Genomic DNA, 19,398 nt, shown 5'->3' with positions numbered 1-19,398 from the left:
CCGCCCTCCACCCGACCTCAGGCGAGGGCGACTGTCACGTCGATGTTGCCGCGGGTGGCCTTGGAGTAGGGGCAGCGCTCGTGCGCCGCGTCGACCAGCTGCTGGGCGGTGCCACGGTCGAGGCCGGGCACCTCGGCCACCAGGGCCACTGCGAGGCCGACACCCGTGTCGGTCCGCCCGAGGGTCACCGTCGCGGTGACGGTGGAGTCGGAGGTGTCCAGGCCCATCGCCGTGGCCACCGAGTTCAGGGCGTTGCCGAAGCACGCGGCGTAGCCGGCGGCGAAGAGTGTCTCGGGGTTGGCCTTGGGGTTCGCCTTGCTGCCCGGCTTGCCCAGCTTGAGGTGCACGACACCGTCCGCGCTCGTGACGTGGCCGGCCCGGCCCCCTTGCGCGGTGGCGGCGATCGAGTAGAGCGGTTCGGTCAGGGACTCGTGGGGCATCAGCGGGGCTCGCCTTCGATGGGGTCGACGGGACGTGGACATCCTCGAGGCGGATGCCACCCAGGACAACGGGGACGGCGCAGCCACGATTCCGCCGCGGGCTCCCCACCCCGCCGTCCTAGGCTGTGACGATGCCGACACCGGTGCGTCACCTCGTCGTCGGCGGCGGGATCCTCGGGCTGGCCGTCGCCGATCGGCTGTGCCGGGAGCGACCGGGTGCAGACGTCACCGTGGTCGAGAAGGAGCCGTCCTGGGCCGTCCACCAGACGGGACGCAACAGCGGGGTCATCCACTCGGGCCTCTACTACCCGCCGGGCTCGCTCAAGGCCGCCTTCTGCCGGGCCGGAGCGGCCTCCCTCGTCGCGTTCGCCCGGGAGGAGGGCATCCCCCACGAGCTCTGCGGCAAGCTCGTCGTGGCGACCAGGACCGACGAGCTGCCCGGCCTCGAACGGCTGCACCAGCGCGGCCTGGCCCACGGGCTCGCCGTCACCCGGCTCACCCGCGAGGAGGCCCGAGCGCACGAGCCGCACGTCGACGCGGTGGCGGCGTTGCACGTCCCCGAGACCGGCATCATCGACTACCCGGCCGTGTGTGCGGCCCTCGTGCGCCGGCTGGAGCGAGCCGGCGCGACCCTGCTGCTCGACACCGAGGTCCTGGGGGCGGGTGGCGGGGGCCCGGCCGGTGCGAGCGTGGTGCGGACCAGCCGCGGCGACCTGCCCGCCGACCTCGTCGTGGCGTGTGCCGGCCTGCAGGCCGACCTGGTGGCCCGACGGCTCGGTCACCGTCCGTCGGCGCGGATCGTCCCCTTCCGGGGCGAGTACTTCCAGCTGCGTCCGGAGGCCAGCCACCTGGTCCGGCACCTCGTCTACCCCGTGCCCGGCCCCGACCTCCCGTTCCTGGGCGTGCACCTGACCCGCGGCACCGACGGACACGTCCATGCCGGGCCGAACGCCGTCCTCGCGCTGGCCCGCGAGGGCTACGACTGGCGCACGGTGCGCTGGAGCGACCTCCGGGAGACCTTGACGCACCCCGGCTTCTGGCGCCTGGCGGCGCGCCACCACCGGGCCGGCGCCGCCGAGGTCGCCCGCTCCCTCTCACGCCACCGGTTCGGCGACAGCCTGCGACGGCTGGTGCCGGAGCTGCGCGACGACGACCTCATGCCGGCTGTCGCGGGAGTGCGCGCACAGGCCCTGCGGGCCGACGGGACCCTGGTCGACGACTTCCTGGTCGAGCGGGACGGGAGGGTGGTCCACGTCCTCAACGCGCCCTCGCCAGCCGCAACGAGCGCCTTCGAGATCGCCCGACACATCGTCACGCTGCTCGACCAAACCCCCTGAGCCGCAACGCTCTTCGCGAACGCCCAGCGGCAGCTGGGCATGCCCTGATCCCACCTCGACGTGGTGGTGGTGGTCGGTGGTCGTGGTGGTGGTGCGGTCAGAGGGCCAGGCGAGCCTTGACGACGTCGACCAGGCGGTCGGCCACGGCCTGGGCCTGCTCCTGCTCCCCCGCCTCGACCATGACGCGCACGACCGGCTCCGTGCCGGACTTGCGCAGCAGCACCCGGCCGTTGCCGGCGAGGGCCTCCTCCTCGGCCCGGACGGCGGCCTGCAGCTCGTGGTCGGACTCGACCCGGGCCTTGTCGACACCCTTGACGTTGATGAGCACCTGCGGCAGCCGGCGCATCACGGTGGCCAGCTCCGACAGGGGCTTCCCGGTCTCGGCGACGCGGGCCGCGAGCATCAGGCCGGTGAGCACACCGTCGCCGGTCGTGCCGTGGTCGAGGAAGATCACGTGGCCGCTCTGCTCGCCACCCAGCGAGTAGGAGGAGGCGCGCATGTCCTCGAGCACGTAGCGGTCGCCCACGGCGGTCTGTCGCACGGCGACGCCCTCGCGCTCCATCGCCTGCAGCAGCCCGAGGTTGCTCATCACGGTGGCCACGAGGGTGTCCTGGGCCAGCGCGCCACGGGACTTCAGCGACACCGCGAGGATCGCCATGATCTGGTCGCCGTCGACCTCGGTGCCGGTGTGGTCGATCGCGAGGCAGCGGTCGGCGTCGCCGTCATGGGCGATGCCGAGGTCGGCGCCGCGGGCCACCACGGCGGCCTTCAGGTGGTCGAGGTGCGTGGAGCCGTAGCCGTCGTTGATGTTGAGGCCGTCGGGCTCCGTGCCGATCTCGAAGACCTCCGCGCCGGCCAGGCGGAACACCTCGGGCGAGACCTGGCTGGCCGCCCCGTGGGCGCCGTCGATCACGACCCTGATCCCGTTGAGGCGGTTGGGCAGGACGGTCAGCAGGTGCGAGATGTAGCGCGTGTGCCCGTCGGGCATGGTGACGACGCGGCCCACGTCGGGGCCGGTCGGGCGCTCCCAGTCCTGGTCGAGGCGCGCGGCGATCTCGTCCTCGATCTGGTCGTCGAGCTTGTGCCCACCGGCGGCGAAGAACTTGATCCCGTTGTCGGGCATGGCGTTGTGCGACGCGGACAGCATCACGCCGAAGTCGGCGTGGGTGTCGTCGGTGAGGAAGGCGATCGCCGGCGTCGGCAGGACGTTGGCGTGGTAGACGTCGACTCCCGCCGAGGCCAGGCCCGCGATCACGGCGGCGGAGAGGAACTCGCCAGACGCCCGGGGGTCGCGTCCGACGACCGCCTTGGGGCGCCGCCCGGCTCGGCGGGCGTCGTCCCCGAGGACGTGGGCGGCAGCCACGCTGAGGCGCAGCGCCAGCTCGGCCGTGATGTCGACGTTCGCGAGGCCGCGAACCCCGTCGGTACCGAAGAGTCGTGCCGTCGTGGGCATGAAGTGGAAGCCTTTCGATCAGGTGCGCGAACGGGCCGCCCCGTGGGTGGCGCCGGCCGCACGGGCATCTGGCGTGAACCTACCGCCAAAGACGCCGAAGGCGGCACCCACGTGGGGCGCCGCCTTCGAACGGGTACTGCGGGGGCAGATCAGCGCTTGCTGTACTGCGGAGCCTTGCGGGCCTTCTTGAGACCAGCCTTCTTGCGCTCCGGGACGCGGGCGTCACGGGTGAGGAAGCCGGCCTTCTTGAGCGCCGGACGGTTCAGCTCCTCGTCGATCCCGTTGAGCGAGCGGGCCACGCCGAGTCGGACCGCACCGGCCTGGCCGGAGGGGCCACCACCGTGGACGCGCACGAGCACGTCGTAGGCACCGTCGAGCTCGAGCAGCGTGAACGGCTCGTTGACGATCTGCTGGTGGACCTTGTTCGGGAAGTACTGCTCGAGCGTGCGCCCGTTGATCTTCCACTCGCCGTTGCCGGGGACGATGCGCACGCGGGCGATGGCCTGCTTGCGTCGACCGGTCGCGGCGCCGGGCACCGTGGCGCTCGCGCGCCGCGTGGGCTCGTCGGAGGAGACAGGGCCCTCGGACTCGGAGGTGTACTCGGTCAGCACGACCTCGTCACCCTCGACAGGGGTCTCAGTGTTGATGTCAGTCACAAGAAATCCTTACTGGGAGACCTGGGTGATCTCGAACGGGACGGGCTTCTGGGCGCTGTGCGGGTGCTCGGAGCCGGCGTAGACCTTGAGGTGGGTCAGCTGCTCACGACCGAGCGTGGTGTGCGGGAGCATGCCGCGAACGGCCTTCTCCACGGCCTTGGCGGGGCTCTTGGCGAGGAGCTCGGTGTAGGAGGTGCTCTTGAGGCCGCCCGGGAAGCCGGAGTGGCGGTAGGCCTTCTTCTGCTCCAGCTTGGCGCCGGTGAGGGCGACCTTCTCGGCGTTGATGATGATGACGAAGTCGCCACCGTCGACGTGCGGGGCGAACGTGGTCTTGTGCTTGCCGCGCAGGAGGATCGCGGTCTGGCTCGCCAGGCGACCCAGGACAACGTCCGTGGCGTCGATGACGTGCCAGGTGCGAGTGACCTCGGCCGGCTTCGGGGTGAAGGTGCGCAAAGTTCTGAACCTTTACATCGGCTATATCTGTGGAACTGCGATGGTCATGAGGAAATGCGGTGGTTCGGTATGCCGCGTGCGCCCGAGGCGCACGATCCGCCGGGCGGATCGGTGGTGTCGCCTTACGAGGGCGCACGGCATAACAGTGCTCAAGTTTACGGGTCGACCGCCGCGCACCCAAATCGCCCCTGCGACCGCCGTAAACCGGCCCTGACCTGCAGCGATACCCGTGCATAATTCCTGTGCACAATACTTGTGCAAACAAAGTGTGCAAAGGTATTGTGCACGCATGGCCACTTCCCGCACCCAGATCGGCGACCTGACCGGGCTGCGCCTCGACGCCGCCGCCCTCAAGGTCCTCGCCCACCCCCTCCGCTCGCGGCTGCTCAGCGCCCTGCGCGTCGACGGACCGGCGACCGCCACCGCCCTCGCCGCACGGCTCTCGACCAACTCGGGGGCGACCTCCTACCACCTGCGCAAGCTCGAGTCGGTGGGCCTGGTCTCCGACACCGGTGAGGGCGAGGGCAAGCGCCGGCTCTGGCAGGCAGCCACCGACTTCCACACCTGGGAGGCCAGTGACTTCGCCGGCGACGAGGACTCCGAGACGGCGCTCGGCTGGCTGGTCCGCGACTACGCCCGCCACTTCGCCGAGCAGTTCGAGCGGTGGCTCGACGTGCAGGACACCTGGCCCATCGAGTGGCGGGACGCCGCGGGCATGAGCGACAACTTCATCGTCGCGACCGCCGAGCAGGTCGAGTCCCTCAAGGCCGAGCTCGACGAGCTCCTCCTGAAGTACCGCCGCGTCGGCCAGGGCAACCCGAAGGCCCGACGGATGGCGGTCTACAGCGCCGTCTACCCCCTCGACCTCGACCGGGTCCCCAGCGCCAAGGAGCACTCATGACACCGGCCCCGGTGACCTCCCTCTCCCCCACTGCGGCCAGGCGGGTCTTCCTCGTCCTCAGCACGACCCGGTGGTTGCCGGTCGGCTTCATCGTCGGCCTCTTCACGCTGGTGGCCCGCGAGCGCGGCCTCACGATCCAGCAGATCACCCTCTACATGGTCGCGCAGGGGATCATGGTGTTCCTGCTCGAGCTTCCCACCAGCGGGTTCGCCGACGCGCTGGGCCGACGTCCGCTGCTGCTGGTCGCGGGCGTGGTCAACATCGGCGCCGGCGTGGCCTTCCTCTTCGCCCACTCGTTCTGGCAGTTCGCCCTGTCCGCCGGCCTGATGGGTGTCTACCGCGCCCTCGACTCCGGCCCGCTGGAGGCCTGGTACGTCGACACCGTCCACGAGCACGAGCCCGGCGCCGACGTCCACCGCGCCATGTCGGCGCAGGGGGTGCTGGTCGGGGTCGGCATGGGCGGTGGCGCCCTCGTGTCTGGCGGGCTGGTCGCCTGGCACCCGTTCCGCGACTCCAGCGCCCTGCTCCTGCCCGTCCAGGTGTTCGTCGCGTTGTCCGTGGTGCACCTGGTGGCCACCTTCGCGCTCCTGCGCGAGACCCCGCGCAGCGACAGCCGGATGCGGGCCCGGCTGGCCGACTCGGTCCGCGAGACCCCGGTCGTGGTCCGCGACGGCATCCGCCTGGTGACGCGCAACCGGGTGCTGGCCGGCCTGGTGGCGGTCGAGCTGTTCTGGGTGATCGGCATGATGGCCTACGAGACCCTGATGCCCCTGCGGCTGTCCGACCTCCTCGGGTCGGAGGCGAGGGCCGGCGCCTGGATGGGCCCGGCGGCGGCCGGGGGCTGGGCGCTGTTCTCGCTGGGGTCGTGGCTCGGCGGCCGCGCTGCGGATCGCTTCGGGCTGGTGCAGGCCGCCGTGCTCGGGCGGGTGCTCAACGGGCTGGGGGTCGTGGCGATGGGCCTGGTCCTCGGACCGGTCGCCCTCGTCGCGGCCTACCTGGTGACCTACTCGCTGCACGGAGCCGCGAGCCCGGCCTACATGGGTCTGATGCACCGCGAGGCGAGTGCGCGCAACCGCGCGACGATCCTGTCGCTGGGCTCCCTGGTCATGCAGGCGGGTGGCGCGGTGGCCGGCCCCCTCCTGGGCCTGCTGGCCGGACGCACGTCGATCGCGACCGCGATGGTCGTCGCCGGGGCCATCAGCACCGTGGGCTTCGTCTGCTTCCTCCCGGCCTGGCGCCGCGGGCGCACCCTGCCGGTCGAGGAGCTCGAGGCCGAGGACGCCACCCCCGCCTAGTGGGCCGGTGACGGCTCGGCGACGGCCACGGCCGGCGTCGCCGCCACCACGGTGGCGCCGGTCGACCGTCGCAGCTCGCGCGACCCACGGACCAGCATCGGTGCGAACGATGCGAGCGCCATCACGGCGGCGGCCACGAGGATGACCCGGCCGGTCCCGAAGGTGTGCGCGAGCGGGCCGGCGAGGGCGTTGCCGGCCGGGATCGCGACGAAGGACGTGAGGATGTCCCACGACGACACCCGTGCCAGCACCGAGTGGGGCACGCCGTCCTGCAGCGCGGTGTCCCAGCAGACCGAGAAGTACATCAGGCCGGCGAAGGCGACCACGGCGGCGCCGATGACCGCCGCCAGCTGACCCGGCCACGCGAACGCTGCCGCGAAGAGCGACATCAGCGCCACGCAGGGCCAGCCGACGAGCAGCGGGCGACGGGGCGGCATACGCAGCGCCAGCAGGCCCCCGACCAGACCGCCGGCGCCGGAGGCGGCCGAGATCCACCCCAGGGCCGTGGGGCCGCCGAGATCGCGCACCGCGATGACGTCGACCAGCACGGTCACCGCACCGAAGGCCGCGTGGTATGCCGTGGCAGCCAGCAGGCCGGCCAGCAGCCAGCTGCGGCCGGTCACCTCGCGCCACCCCTCGCGCAGCTCGGCGAGCAGCCCCGCCCGCGGCGCGCGCGGCGCGTCGACCCGGATGGCCGCCACGGTGCCGGCCGACACCACGAACGAGGCCGCGTTGACCACGAAGGCCCAGGGCGCGCCCGCCCAGGCGACGAACACACCCGCGGCCGCCGGGCCGAGGATGAAGGCGGAGTTCTGGAGGATGTTGAGCGTCGCGTTCGCCGCGTGCCGACGGTCCACCGCCACGAGCAGCGGTCGCAGCGACACGAAGGCCGGCCCGAAGAAGGCCGCGGCGCCGCCGGTCACCGCGGCCAACCCACAGAGCAGCGGCACGCTGTCCTGGCCGGTGGCGAAGTAGCCGGCGGTGGCAAGGGTGCTCAGGGCGCGCACGACGTCGCTGGCGACCATGATCCGTCCGGGTGACACCCGGTCGGCCCAGATCCCGCCGACCAGCGTGCCCGCCAGTCGGGCCGCCATGGTGGCCGCGAGGACGAGGCCGAGCTCGCTGGCGCTGCCACCGCCCGCGAGGACCGCGACGGCCAGGGCGATCGGGGCGAACGCGTCGCCGAACCACGACAGCCCCTGGCCGACGGCCAGGAGGCGGAAGCCCGAGGGGGTGGAGGGGGCGGTGGAGGTCATGCGAGGGAGATTAGTACACCGTTTAACTATCTGTCATCTAATTCTCAGACGGTATCCAGATCTGCCACACTGAGGGCATGGCCGAGGGACACGAGCAGGGACCCGAGCAAGGGCACGAGCAACAACACGAGCAGGGACCCGAGCAGGACTGGGTGGACCAGCACGTCGAGCGCTGGCGCCGCACGTTCCGGGGTTTCGACCCCGAGGTCGAGGGCGCCGTCGTGCGGATCGGGGCGATCAACCGCCATGTGAAGCGGGCCAACGCCGCCGCGTTCGGCGAGCTCGGCCTGGGGCCGGCCGAGTACGACACCCTGCACACGCTGCTCGTCCAGCCCGAGCCCAACGAGACCACCCCGGCCCAGCTGGCCGAGGCCTGTCACGTGACGCGCGCGGCGATGACCTCCCGACTCGACCGGCTGGTCGAGCTGGCCTACGTCACCCGGGAGAGCGACCCGCTCGACCGCCGTCGCATCATCGTCCGGCCCACCCAGTCGGGGCGCACCGTGTGGAAGCAGGCCCTCGAGCTCGCGGTCGTCCGGGAGAAGCAGACCCTGGCCGTCCTCAGCGAGGCCGAGCAGGTCGAGCTGAACAGCCTGCTGCGGCGCATCGTCCTCGGCCTCGAGACCTGACCCCCTCCAGCAACCTTTGCTAGCAAAGGAAATTCGTTGGTGGACAGGGTGCAACCTGTCCCTCGACGAGGAACCCTTGCTAGCAAAGGTTCCTCGTCGGGGGCGAGGGGTCAGCGCTGGACGAAGACCGCCACGGTCCTGGGCGGCACCGTCGCCGTGCCCGCCGACGCGTTCCAGGTGGCCGACTTCACGACGGCGTCCGACCCCAGCTGCTGCACCGGTGACAACGCCAGGGCGGCACCAGCCAGGCCGGGCACCTTCTGGGTCACCGCGGTCGGCGAGGCGTTGAACACCACGACCAGACCCTTGAGCTGCGGGTCGGCGTCGGCACCCTTGGTGTCGTCGATCCGCATGGCGATCACCCCGGGGTGCGCGTCTGCCGTGCCACTGGCCGGGAAGGAGACCTTGGCGTTGATCGCCGAAGCGCTGCCGAGCCGGAACAGCCGGGTCGAGAAGCGCAGCCGCAGCAGGTCCTGCGCCTGGGCGGTGGCCGTCTGCACGTCGGCGGCCGCCGGCTTCAGCGCCGGGTTCGCCAGCAACGGCTTCTGGATCGCCCACTTCGCCTCGTTGTCACCCTTGAGGGGCAGACCGTGGCCGAAGCCGTTGTCGGCACCGGTCCAGTCGAGGGTGTTGAACCAGTCAGAGCTGTCGTAGCTGTTGCGGTCCAACGACTTCGAGCGGAGCAGGTCCGCACCGGCGTGCCAGAACGACGGCGTCTGCGAGAGCGCCGTGGTCGAGAGCGAGAGCGTGTTCATCCGCACCCGGTCGCTCATCGAGGTCGCCACCGGCAGCTTGTAGGTCAGGCTGTCGAACAGCGTCTCGTTGTCGTGGGCGTCGACGTAGGTGACCACCTCGTCCGGCTGGTCGGCGTAGCCCGCGGGCTGGCCGTTGTAGTCGACGTCCTTGCCGGTCACGACCGAGCCGTTCTGGTTGAGCCGCAACGAGAACGACCTCAGGTTGCCGGCCAGCCCGAGCTCGACCAGGTCGGTGTCGTGCTTGAGCGACGTGGCCGGGTCGTACGCGTCGAACGGGACGCCGTTGCTGTCGGTGGACTCACCGCTGCCGAAGCCCTGCTTGCGCGGGTCGCTGTCGAACGGCCCGCCACCCCGCACGGCGTCGCGCAGCCGGTCGGAGAAGGTCCCGATCCCGGTGCCTCCGAGCTGACCCTGCGTGGCCTGCACGAAGCGCGCGTTGTCGGCCACCTCGCCGAAGTTCCAGCCCTCGCCGTAGACGTACACGGACTTGCCGTCCACGCCGTCCTTGGCGAGCGTGAGCCGGTCGAGGGCAGCCCGCACGGCCAGCATGTTGGCCTTGCTGTGGTGGCCCATCAGGTCGAACCGGAAGCCGTCGACCTTGTAGTCACGGGCCCACAGCACCACCGCGTCGACCATCGCCTTCTGGGCCATGGCGTGCTCGGTGGCCACGTTCTGACAGCAGGTCGAGGTCTCGACGCCGCCGCTGGCGTTGAGCCGCTGGTAGTAGCCGGGCACGACCTTGTCGAGGACGCTGGTCTGCGCCTGGCCTGACGTCGGGGTGTGGTTGAACACCTGGTCGAGCACGACCCGCAGGCCGTCCTGGTGCAGGCCACCGACCATCGTGCGGAACTCCGCGACCCGCGCTCCCCCGTCGGCCTTGGCCGGCGTCGAGGCGTACGACCCCTCGGGCGCCATCCAGTGCCACGGGTCGTAGCCCCAGTTGAACGCGTCCTTGGCCCGGATGGCGTTGACGCAGGCCTGCTGCTGGTCGCTGTCCGGGGCGTACGACCTGAGGTCGCAGGCCGGCGTCTGCTGGTCGGCCGGGTCCTCGGGGATCGAGGCGATGTCGAAGGTCGGCAGCAGGTGCACCGTGTTCAGCCCCGCGGCGGCGAGCGCCTTGAGGTGCTTGGTGCCGTTGCCGTTCTCCGCGAACGCCAGGTAGGACCCACGGTTCTGCGCACTCACGGTCGGGTCGTTGACCGAGAAGTCACGCACGTGCAGCTCGTAGACAGTCGAGTCGACGTCCTTGGCGAGCGCCGGCGCCTTGGCCGTGCGCCACGACGACGGCTGGTATGCCGGGTCCTTCAGGTCCACGGCCACCGACCGGGTCGAGTCGAGGGTCAGGGCGACGGAGTACGGGTCCGTCACCGGGGTCGTCTCGACCTTGCCGGTCGTCGGGACGTAGACGGTCACCTCGTAGAGGTAGCGCGAGTTGCGCAGCCCGGCCGAGCCGGACCACGAGCCGTCTGCGAACCGTGACAGGTGCGTCCGCGTCGCCGCGCTCACCGGCGCGTCGGCGGGGGCTCCCGGCGCCCAGGTGAGCAGGTCCACCCGCTGGGCGGTCGGCGCCCAGATCCGGTAGGACGGCGAGCGGCCGCCGAAGGTGACGCCATAGGTGCGCTTCGCGGCGTCCGCGGCATACAGGTCGTCGAGGACGTAGGCGATCTGCACGCCCGTGGCGTCGAGCACCCGGTTGAGGGTGTCGTACATGCCGACGGCCACCTGGCCCTGGAGGATCTCAGGCACCTGCTTGGCCGTCCTGGTGTCCAGCCGCAGGGCGAGGTAGCCCTTGAGCTCCGGGTGCGCGGCCACCACCGCGGCAGGGAGGCCGTCGGGGTCGTAGCGCAGCGGCGCCGTGGTGCCGCCGGTGATCGCCTCGGCGTCCACCGCGAGACCACCGTCCCGCGACCAGGTCAGGCCCCACTTGAGCAGGGCGGGGTCGACCCCGTCCGGGACCAGGTCCGCGGGCCACGCGACCAGGCCGCGCTGGACCCACACCGCCCGCTGCTTGGTCAGGTCGGGTGCGGCGCCGGGCTTGGTCACGGTCGTGCTGATCGCGTGTGTCGCCAGGACGTACGAGATCGTCACGAGCAGCCCGTCGGAGGGGACGGTGAGGCTGACGTTGGCCCCACCGGGCGCGCCACCGGCCCCGTAGTTCTCGTCCCACGACAGGCCGTGCGCCACCTTGAACTCGTAGCTGCCTGCCGGCATCTGGTTGGTGGCCCACGTGTAGGTGCCGTCACCGTCGGGGTCCTGCAGCCAGGGCTTCATGCAGTCCGGGCTCCAGTCGGCACAGCCGCCCACCTCCGACTGGAAGCTGCCCGGTGCGGTGATGATCGGGCCCTGGGCATCGGAGGTGATCCAGTGGGTCGAGTGGTCGTAGTAGAAGTTCACCTCACCGTCGGCGGGCACCTTGTAGGAGATGTTGGACCCACCGGGCACGCCACCGGCTCCGTAGTTCTCGTCCCACTTGCGGTTCAGCGCAGCCTTGTAGGCGAACTCCTGTCCGGCGGGCAGCTGGTACTTGCCCTTCCAGATCTGGTCGGCGGCGCCGAGCGACAGCTGGGCCTGGTCGCACCAGGGCGCCCAGTCCTCGGGCGCTCCGGCGGCGGTCACGCAGCCCATCTCGCTGTTGTGGTCGCCGGCGGCAGCGACGGCGTCGGGCTGGGTGACCGGGCCGACGTTACCGCCGCCCCCGGCCGCCTTCGGGTCGCCGACGATGCCGTAGCTCGAGGACGCCGAGACGTGCCCGACCGAGTCCTTGGCCACGGCGCGGTACTCCACCAAGGTGCCCTTGGGCCACGCCGTCGTGTCGCTCACGTCGTGGAACACCCGGTAGGGCGCGTTGTCATCGGTGCCGAGCGCAGTCCAGGCAGTGGTGCCCACAGGGCGGGCCAGGAAGGAGACCTGCGCGAAGGTGTTCGTGGTGATCGCAGCCCCGACCTGTGCACGCCCGCCCACGACGGCACCCGCGCTGGGCGAGGTCAGGTAGACCGGCGGCGCCGACTTCGGCCGGTCCATCGGCGTGGTCGCCTTCCACACCGCCACGGACTGCGGGGGGAGCGTGACGGTCAGCCGGCCGTCCTTGGCCGACCGCACCGACGACGTCGTGCCGTAGAGGGGCGCGAAGCCCTGGTTGTGGCCGTAGGTCGCGAAGGTCGCCGACTTGGCCGACGTCGCGTTGTTGAGGGCCACGACGTACTCCACGCGCTTGGCCTTGTCGATCCGCGAGAAGGCGAAGACCCCTGCCGTGCTGCTGGCATAGCGGTGCACCTGGGCCCCGTCGGCGAGCGCCGGGTTGGCCGCCCGCAGCGCCGACAGCTGCTTGATGTGCTGGTAGAGGGGCGCACTGGTGTCGAAGCGATCCTTGGAGCCCGACTCACCGCCCAGCACCTGCTCGCTGGCATAGCTGGGGACCTGCGTGGCGAACATGTCCTGCCTGGCTGCCTTGTCGCCGCCCGAGCCCATGAAGCCCTGCTCGTCGCCGTAGTAGGTAATCGGCTGTCCCCGGGTGAGGAACATCAGCGAGTCGGCCAGCTTGACGCGACGCATGAGGTCGGCCGCGTCCGTGCTGGGGCCCTTGAGCAGCATCCCCACCCGGCCCATGTCGTGGTTGCCGAGGAAGGTCGGCAGCTCGTAGGCGTTGGAGTCGGTGTCGGTGTAGTAGTCGTCGTCGGCGTAGAGGTCGCGCAGGTCGGTGCCCGACTTCCCCTGCACCCAGTTGACCGACTGCGCCTGGAACCCGAAGTCGAGGGTGGCCGGCAGCTTGCCCGTGGTCGTGAAGGTCGACATGTACGACGGACGCGAGTCGTAGACCTCGCCGAACATGAAGAAGTCGTCGTTGCCGTCCTTCTTGGCCTGCGCCAGCATCGCCGGGCTGAACTTCTGCCAGAACTCCATGTTGACGTGCTTGACCGTGTCGATCCGGAAGCCGTCGACGCCGAAGTCCACCCACGCCTTGTAGATGTCCTCCATGCCCTGCTCGACGTCGGCCTGCTCGGTGAACAGGTCGTCGAGCCCGACGAAGTCGCCGTACTCGGACGACTCGCCGGCGAAGGTCGAGTCGCCGCGGTTGTGGTAGTTGGTCCGGTCGTTCAGCCAGGCCGGCACCTTGACCGTGGCGTCAGCCGGCGTGTTGAAGACCGGGTGGTACGGGAACGAGGTGTTCGGGTCCATCGCCGGGAAGCCGGGCTTGCCGGCGTACGCCTTGTCGTCGAAGACGTTGCCGTTGGCGTCCTTGTAGGGAGAGGTCGCCTTGTCGATGTAGGTGTACTTGCCCTCGGAGTAGTTGATGACGTCGGCGGTGTGGTTCGTGATGATGTCGAAGAAGACCTTCATGCCCTTGGCGTGGGCCGCCGAGATCAGGGCGGTGAGGTCGGCGTTGGTGCCGAGGTGCGGGTCCACCTGGGTGAAGTCGGTGATCCAGTACCCGTGGTAGCCGGCGCTGTCGTTCGGCGGTGCTCCCTGGACCGGCCGGTTCTTGAACGACGGGGTAAGCCAGATGGCCGTGGTGCCGAGACCCTTGATGTAGTCGAGCTTCGACTGGATCCCCTTGAGGTCACCGCCGTGGTAGTACCCGCTGTTGGTCGGGTCGTAGCCGGTCTGGGACTTGTCCCCGGTCAGGCCGCCCTTGTCGTTGGCGGTGTCGCCGTTGGCGAACCGGTCCGCCATGACGAAGTAGTAGCGCTCCTTGGTGAGCGGCTCGCGCAGGGAGTCCGCGGCATACGCCTGGTCGGCCCTGGTGGCCGGCCCCGAGAGCTGCACCGGTCGCATCCCGACCTGGTGGGTCACGTCGTCGTAGGAGAACTCGACGCGCGCGGGGCCCTTGAGGACCAGCGGGATGTTGGCGCCGTTCTTCGCACCACCCGCGCCGTAGTTCTCGTCCCACGAGTGGTCGATGACCACCTTGAACTCGTACGAGCCCGCGGGCACGTCGAAGACCTTCGCGTAGGCCGTGGTGTTGCCCACCTGTGCCAGGTCCGTGGCCGTGCAGTCGGGAGCCCAGTCACCGGGACAGCCGAGCTCGCTCTGCAACGAGCCCGCGAGGGTGGCCGTCCGGGGCGCCGGGTCGGCCGCGGCTGCGGGACCCGCGGCCAGCGGCACCCCCACCCCCGCGAAGACGACGGCTGCGCTGCTGAGGACAGCAAGGAGTGTGGTTCTGGGTCGCGCCATGACAGCACCGTCCTGGTCAACGGGAGGTTCGGGGGAACCAAGGCAATGTATGCCCACCGGGCCCGCGGCGCTCGCCGAGACGGGGCGGGCTCAGCGGGCGCGGGCCACCCGCCCCTCGTCCCAGACCGGTTCGTCCGACTCGTAGACCCGGCCGTCCGAGCCGAACACCAGGAACCGGTCGAAGCCCCGGGCGAACCACCGGTCGTGCGTCACCGCGATGACGGTGCCCTCGAACGCCGCCAGACCTTCCTCGAGCGCCTCGGCCGAGTGGAGGTCGAGGTTGTCGGTGGGCTCGTCGAGCAGCAGGCAGGTCGCGCCCGACAGCTCGAGCAGCAGGATCTGGAACCGCGCCTGCTGGCCGCCGGAGAGCGAGTCGAAGGTCTGCTCGCTGGCGCGCGCCAGGCCGTAGCGGTCGAGCACCCGGGCAGCCTCCTCGCGGGGCCGGCCGGTCCGGTGCTCGTCGCCCCGGTGCAGGATCTCCAGCAGGGTCCGTCCGACCAGGGCGGGCTGGTCGTGGGTCTGGGCGAACCAGCCCGGCCGCACCCTCGAGCCCAGCCGCAGACGACCGGTGTGCGCCACCGACACCGGCTGGATGTCGCCGACCGGGCGGTGCTCCGCGTCGGGGTCGCTGCCCCCGGCCGCCACGAGCCGCAGGAAGTGCGACTTCCCCGAACCGTTGCTGCCGAGGACGGCGACCCGCTCGCCGAACCAGATCTCGAGGTCGAACGGCTTCATCAGGCCGGTGAGCTCGAGCCCTTCGGCGATGACGGCGCGCTTGGCCGTGCGACCCCCCTTGAGCCGCATGTTGACGTTCTGGCGCAAGGGGGTCTCCTGCGGCGGCCCGGCCTCCTCGAACTTGCGCAGGCGGGTCTGGGCGGCGTGGTAGCGCGGCGCCATCCCGTCGTTGTACTTGGCCTTGACCTTGAGCATCTGCACGAGGTCCTTGATCTTCTGGTGCTCCTCGTCCCAGCGCCGACGCAGCTCCTCGAGGCGGGAGTTCCGGTCCTCGCGGGCCTGGTGGTAGGTCGCGAACCGACCGGGGTGGACCCAGAGCGTCGAGCCGGCCGCGCCGGGCTCGAGCGTGGCGACCCGGGTCGCGACGCGGTTGAGGAGCTCCCGGTCGTGGCTGACGAAGAGCACCGTCTTCGGCGAGGCGATGAGCTGCTCCTCCAGCCACCGCTTCGCAGGGACGTCGAGGTAGTTGTCCGGCTCGTCGAGGAGCAGCACCTCCTCGGGTCCGCGCAGCAGCGCCTCGAGGACGACCCGCTTCTGCTCTCCACCCGAGAGGGTGGTGACCTTGCGCCACTGGGCCTTGTCGAACGGCATACCGAGGGCCGCGACGGTGCAGACGTCCCACAGCGTCTCGTAGTCGTAGCCACCCACGTCGCCCCAGGCCACCAGGGCGTGCGCGTAGGCCATCTGGTCGGCCTCGCTGTCGCGCTCCATCATCAGCATCTCGGTGCGGTCGATCTCGGCCGCCGCTTCGCGCACCGGCTCCGGCGCCACCGAGAGGAGCAGGTCGCGCACGGTGGAGTCGTCGCGCACCGAGCCGACGAACTGGCGCATCACCCCGAGGCCGCCCGAGCGGGTCACCGCGCCGTCGTGGGCGGCGAGGTCCCCGGCGATGATCCGGCCCAGTGTGGTCTTGCCCGTGCCGTTGGGGCCGATGAGGGCCACCTTCGCCCCCTCGCCGACCCGGAGGGAGACCTCGCTCAGCAGGGGCCGGCCGTCCGGCAGCACGAAGCTCACGGTGTTGATGTCGAGGTGTCCCACGGGGTCAAGGGTGCTGCACCGGACCCCTGCTCGTCATCTCAGTTGTCTGACGGGCAACCCCGGACGAACGGACGAGACGAAGGTAAAGGCTTGTCAAAGTTGGTCGGGGGCACTGCTCGCGACCCGCGACCATGGACAAGTCGCCCCGAAAGGACATCTCGTGCCCCGCTCCGCCTCTCCCCTCCGCCTCATGGCTATGGTCGCCCTCGTGGCGATCGTGGGTGCCGTGGGCGTGACGGTGGCCGGCCAGGCGATGGCCGCGCCGGAGGTGACGGTGGACCGCACCGGCCGCCCGGCCGCCGCCCGGGCCATGTGGGTCTGGGACACGTCCGACCCGCAGGCGGTCGTCAGCCTCGCGACGGCCCGGGGCATCGGTCAGCTGTATGCCGCCGTGCCCCCGCACGTGGACAGCTCACCGAAGCTGGCCGAGCTCCAGGAGCTGGTCGCCCTGGCCGACGCTGCAGGGTTGCGCGTGGACGCCCTCGGCGGCGACCCGGGCTGGGTCGACAACCCCACCTGGGTGGTCACCAACTGGCTCCAGCCGACGCTGGCCACCGGCCTGTTCACCGGGGTCCACGTCGACATCGAGCCCTACACGACCTCCGCGTGGACCAAGAACCGCAAGGCCGTCGTCAAGAAGTACCTCGCCACCCTCGACCTGCTCGGCACCGCGGCGGCGGCCACGCCCATCGAGGCGGACATCCCGTTCTGGTTCGACGAGATCGCCGCGAACGGCTCGACGCTCGACCGCGAGATCATCCGCCGCACCGATGCGGTCACGGTGATGGCCTACCGAAACCGCGCGGACGGTCCCGACGGCACGATCGCCCTCGCCGCCGCCGAGGTGACGGCCGGCGGGCAGCTCGGCCGCCCCGTGCGGATCGGCCAGGAGACCAACTTCCTCGGCACCGACCCGACCGAGGTCAAGCAGACCTTCTACGGCATGACGCTCGCACAGATGAACACCCAGCTCGCGCTGGTCGAGGACGCCTTCTCGGGCTCCTCCGCCTTCGCCGGCCTGGCCATCCACGACTCGCTCGGCTACGCCGCCATCACCGGCTGACCGGCGGCTCACCCTCCAGGAGGAGGCGACACCACAGGTCCTCGAGCAGCTCGGCGTACCGCTTCGCCGACCAGCCGCGCGAGCGCAGCAGCAGCCAGTAGTCGGGTGAGTTGGTCGACCAGACGATGTCGGCCACCTCGCGGTCGGTGAGGTCCGCCCGCAGGTCTCCCGAGGCGCGCAGGTCGGCGGCGAGCAGCAGCATGTTGGCTGCCCGGCGTTCCATCACCATCGACCAGGCCGACGCCGACGCGGGGTCGGCCTCCCCCGCCCTGCGCAGTGCCTCGAGCAGCGGGGCGGTGCGCGGCACCAGGGTCCGCATCGCCGCGGCATACACCGCGAGCTTCTCCCGGCCCGTGACCGCCGCCTGCACCGCGCGGACGTAGTCGCGCTCCTGCGCAGGCACCGGCTCGTCGGCCGATCCCAGCACCATGTCGACCACCGCGACCGCCAGCTCGGGCTTGCGCCCCACGCTGGTGTAGACCGTGTCGACGGAGACACCGGCCGCCGCCGCCACCATCGCGACGGTCGTCGCCTCGTAGCCGTGCTCGGTGAGCAGCTCGCGGGCGGCACGCAGCACCGCCAGCCGCGTGCGACGGGCCTGCTCGGCGCGCACCGTCGACCGGTAGGCGCGGGTCTTGACGGTCCTGGTCATCGGGCCTACCTTAGCAATATTCGCCCGAAGATGGTTCGGATGAATATTGGCCCAGTGCAGGCTGAGGAGCGCCAGATGAGCGAGCTCGGGACGACCACCCCCACCGCCACCACCGGCCCGGGCGCCGGGGTCGTCCACCGGCCGGCGGGCACGGGCCGCGGGACGTGGGCGATGGGCTCGTTGTTCGAGCACCTGCTCAGCGCCGACGAGTCGGGGGGCGGCCTCGGCGTCGCCCTCGTGACCCAGCCGCCCGGCACCGCCACCCCCCTGCACCGGCACACCCGCGAGGCGGAGGCCTTCTACCTCCTCGACGGCGCGATGACCTACCGCGCCGGGGACGAGGTCTTCCACCTCACCTCCGGTGACTTCATCTGGCTGCCGGCGATGCTGCCCCACGCCTTCCGGGTGACCGGCGACGAGCCGGTCCGCTTCCTGGGGCTCACCGACCCCGGGCACCTGTTCGACCTCTACGACGAGGTCGGCCTGCCGGCGCTCGAGCACCGGCTCCCCGGCGCCGATGGTCGCTCGATGCCCGAGGAGATCGCGCGGTGGAACGTCGTCGGGCCGCGGTACGGGCTCGAGGTGGTCGGGCCCCCGCTGCCCGAGGGCTCCTAGGCCGACGGCGGTTCTGACCGGTCCAGGGTCCGCCTGACCCGCGACTCCCTGGCGCGGACGGCCAGCCCGGCGTCGTCGGGATAGACGACCTCCTCGAGCGAGAGCCCGTGCGGGGGCATCACGACGACAGCGGCGTCACGGACGGCCGCCCGCATCACCTCCGCGGGCCAGTGGACCCCCTTGCGTCCCTCGCCCACCGGCACGACGGCGCCCACCAGCGAGCGCACCATCGAGTGGCAGAACGCGTCAGCGACGACCGTCGCCTCGAGGGTGCCGTCCTCGGCGCGTCGCCACGAGTAGTCGAGCAGCGTGCGCACCGTCGTCGCCCCCGCGCGCCGCTTGCAGAAGGCTCCGAAGTCGTTCAGCCCGAGCAGCTCCTGGGCGGCAGCGTGCATCGACTCGACGTCGAGGGCGCGCTTGGTGACCACGGTCTCGCGGCGGCGCAGCGGGTCCACCAGCTCCGGTCGGTCGGCCAGGCGGTAGAGGTACCGGCGCTGCAGCGCCGCGAAGCGCGCGTCGAAGCCGTCTGCGGCGACGGCAACGGCCCGCATGCCGATGTCGGCAGGGAGTATGCCGCGCAGCCGGCTCAGCGCCGCCTCGGCGGGAGTGCGCGTGGAACGACCGGGCAGCGCCGCCCAGGCGGTCGGGTCCGGGTCGAAGTGGGCCACCTGGCCCCGGGCGTGGACCCCGGCATCGGTTCGCCCGGCCACGGTCAGCCGCACCGGCTGCTCGGCCCGCAGGATGGTGGTGAGCGCCGCAGACAGCGTGCCCTCGACGGTGCGCAGCCCCGGCTGGGCCGCCCAGCCGGAGAAGTCGGTGCCGTCGTAGCCGAAGTCGAGCCGGATCCGCAGGGGCGCCGCCGGCCGCTCCCCCTGCTCCTGGTCCATGCGGCAAGCCTAGTCACGGGTGGGTTGGTGCCCCTCGCCCGGACCTCAGGTCTGCCAGAGT

The 19,398-nt window shown here is 71.3% G+C and carries 15 protein-coding genes; 6 read left to right on the top strand and 9 right to left on the bottom strand.

Translation table 11 applies throughout. The features are described 5' to 3' along the window. Positions 1–17: 17 nt before the first annotated feature. Positions 18–440: an Ohr family peroxiredoxin gene (locus tag ABD262_RS01505; protein WP_344130069.1), complete on the bottom strand. Its 423-nt coding sequence runs from the start codon at positions 438–440 to the stop codon at positions 18–20. Between the two features lie 131 nt (positions 441–571). Between ABD262_RS01505 and lhgO the strand changes: the two genes are divergently transcribed. Then, the gene (gene lhgO / locus ABD262_RS01500) at positions 572–1,777 is read left to right on the top strand and encodes an L-2-hydroxyglutarate oxidase (RefSeq protein ID WP_344130066.1); all 1,206 of its coding nucleotides are present in this window, start codon (positions 572–574) and stop codon (positions 1,775–1,777) included. A gap of 97 nt (positions 1,778–1,874) precedes the next feature. Here lhgO and glmM read toward each other — a convergent pair whose 3' ends face one another. From glmM to rplM, 3 genes are all read right to left on the bottom strand, one after another. Continuing rightward, complete coding sequence (gene glmM, locus ABD262_RS01495; protein WP_344130063.1) at positions 1,875–3,230, bottom strand: phosphoglucosamine mutase; 1,356 nt, start codon at positions 3,228–3,230, stop codon at positions 1,875–1,877. Between the two features lie 149 nt (positions 3,231–3,379). Then, positions 3,380–3,886, bottom strand: a complete 507-nt coding sequence (gene rpsI / locus ABD262_RS01490; RefSeq protein WP_344130060.1) for a 30S ribosomal protein S9 — start codon at positions 3,884–3,886, stop codon at positions 3,380–3,382. A 9-nt stretch (positions 3,887–3,895) separates the two neighbouring features. Continuing rightward, the gene (gene rplM / locus ABD262_RS01485) at positions 3,896–4,339 is read right to left on the bottom strand and encodes a 50S ribosomal protein L13 (protein ID WP_056923968.1); all 444 of its coding nucleotides are present in this window, start codon (positions 4,337–4,339) and stop codon (positions 3,896–3,898) included. A gap of 289 nt (positions 4,340–4,628) precedes the next feature. On the opposite strand from rplM, the gene ABD262_RS01480 reads away from it, so the two are divergent. Both ABD262_RS01480 and ABD262_RS01475 read left to right on the top strand, forming a co-directional pair. Next, positions 4,629–5,240, top strand: a complete 612-nt coding sequence (locus tag ABD262_RS01480) for a winged helix-turn-helix domain-containing protein (RefSeq protein WP_344130055.1) — start codon at positions 4,629–4,631, stop codon at positions 5,238–5,240. Further along, entirely contained in the window at positions 5,237–6,535 is a 1,299-nt protein-coding gene (locus ABD262_RS01475; protein ID WP_344130052.1) for an MFS transporter, read from the top strand. Before ABD262_RS01480 ends, ABD262_RS01475 begins: the two co-directional genes overlap by 4 nt. Here the strand turns inward: ABD262_RS01475 and ABD262_RS01470 are convergent. Next, the gene (locus tag ABD262_RS01470; RefSeq protein WP_344130049.1) at positions 6,532–7,791 is read right to left on the bottom strand and encodes an MFS transporter; all 1,260 of its coding nucleotides are present in this window, start codon (positions 7,789–7,791) and stop codon (positions 6,532–6,534) included. The genes ABD262_RS01475 and ABD262_RS01470 overlap by 4 nt on opposite strands. A gap of 77 nt (positions 7,792–7,868) precedes the next feature. On the opposite strand from ABD262_RS01470, the gene ABD262_RS01465 reads away from it, so the two are divergent. Further along, entirely contained in the window at positions 7,869–8,420 is a 552-nt protein-coding gene (locus tag ABD262_RS01465) for a MarR family winged helix-turn-helix transcriptional regulator (protein ID WP_344130046.1), read from the top strand. Between the two features lie 110 nt (positions 8,421–8,530). Here the strand turns inward: ABD262_RS01465 and pulA are convergent, their stop codons facing one another. Then, positions 8,531–14,347 (bottom strand): pullulanase-type alpha-1,6-glucosidase, encoded by a 5,817-nt coding sequence (gene pulA, locus ABD262_RS01460; RefSeq protein WP_344130043.1) that lies wholly within the window; start codon positions 14,345–14,347, stop codon positions 8,531–8,533. 90 nt (positions 14,348–14,437) lie between these two features. Then, the gene (locus ABD262_RS01455; RefSeq protein WP_344130040.1) at positions 14,438–16,120 is read right to left on the bottom strand and encodes an ABC-F family ATP-binding cassette domain-containing protein; all 1,683 of its coding nucleotides are present in this window, start codon (positions 16,118–16,120) and stop codon (positions 14,438–14,440) included. 190 nt (positions 16,121–16,310) lie between these two features. Between ABD262_RS01455 and ABD262_RS01450 the strand changes: the two genes are divergently transcribed. Further along, on the top strand, positions 16,311–17,183 hold the full coding sequence (locus ABD262_RS01450) for a hypothetical protein (protein ID WP_344130037.1): 873 nt from the start codon (positions 16,311–16,313) through the stop codon (positions 17,181–17,183). Here the strand turns inward: ABD262_RS01450 and ABD262_RS01445 are convergent. Then, positions 17,173–17,835 carry a TetR/AcrR family transcriptional regulator gene (locus ABD262_RS01445; RefSeq protein ID WP_344130034.1) on the bottom strand — a complete coding sequence of 221 codons (663 nt, stop codon included), beginning with the start codon at positions 17,833–17,835 and terminating at the stop codon, positions 17,173–17,175. The genes ABD262_RS01450 and ABD262_RS01445 overlap by 11 nt on opposite strands. 75 nt (positions 17,836–17,910) lie before the next feature. On the opposite strand from ABD262_RS01445, the gene ABD262_RS01440 reads away from it, so the two are divergent. Next, complete coding sequence (locus ABD262_RS01440) at positions 17,911–18,450, top strand: cupin domain-containing protein (RefSeq protein ID WP_344130031.1); 540 nt, start codon at positions 17,911–17,913, stop codon at positions 18,448–18,450. Here the strand turns inward: ABD262_RS01440 and truA are convergent. Continuing rightward, complete coding sequence (gene truA, locus ABD262_RS01435) at positions 18,447–19,337, bottom strand: tRNA pseudouridine(38-40) synthase TruA (RefSeq protein ID WP_344130028.1); 891 nt, start codon at positions 19,335–19,337, stop codon at positions 18,447–18,449. The genes ABD262_RS01440 and truA overlap by 4 nt on opposite strands. Positions 19,338–19,398 lie beyond the last annotated feature (61 nt).

This window comes from Pedococcus bigeumensis (assembly GCF_039531795.1).
GTDB classification, from domain to species: Bacteria; Actinomycetota; Actinomycetes; order Actinomycetales; family Dermatophilaceae; genus Pedococcus; species Pedococcus bigeumensis.
This window is presented reverse-complemented; position numbering and strand designations above follow the sequence as displayed.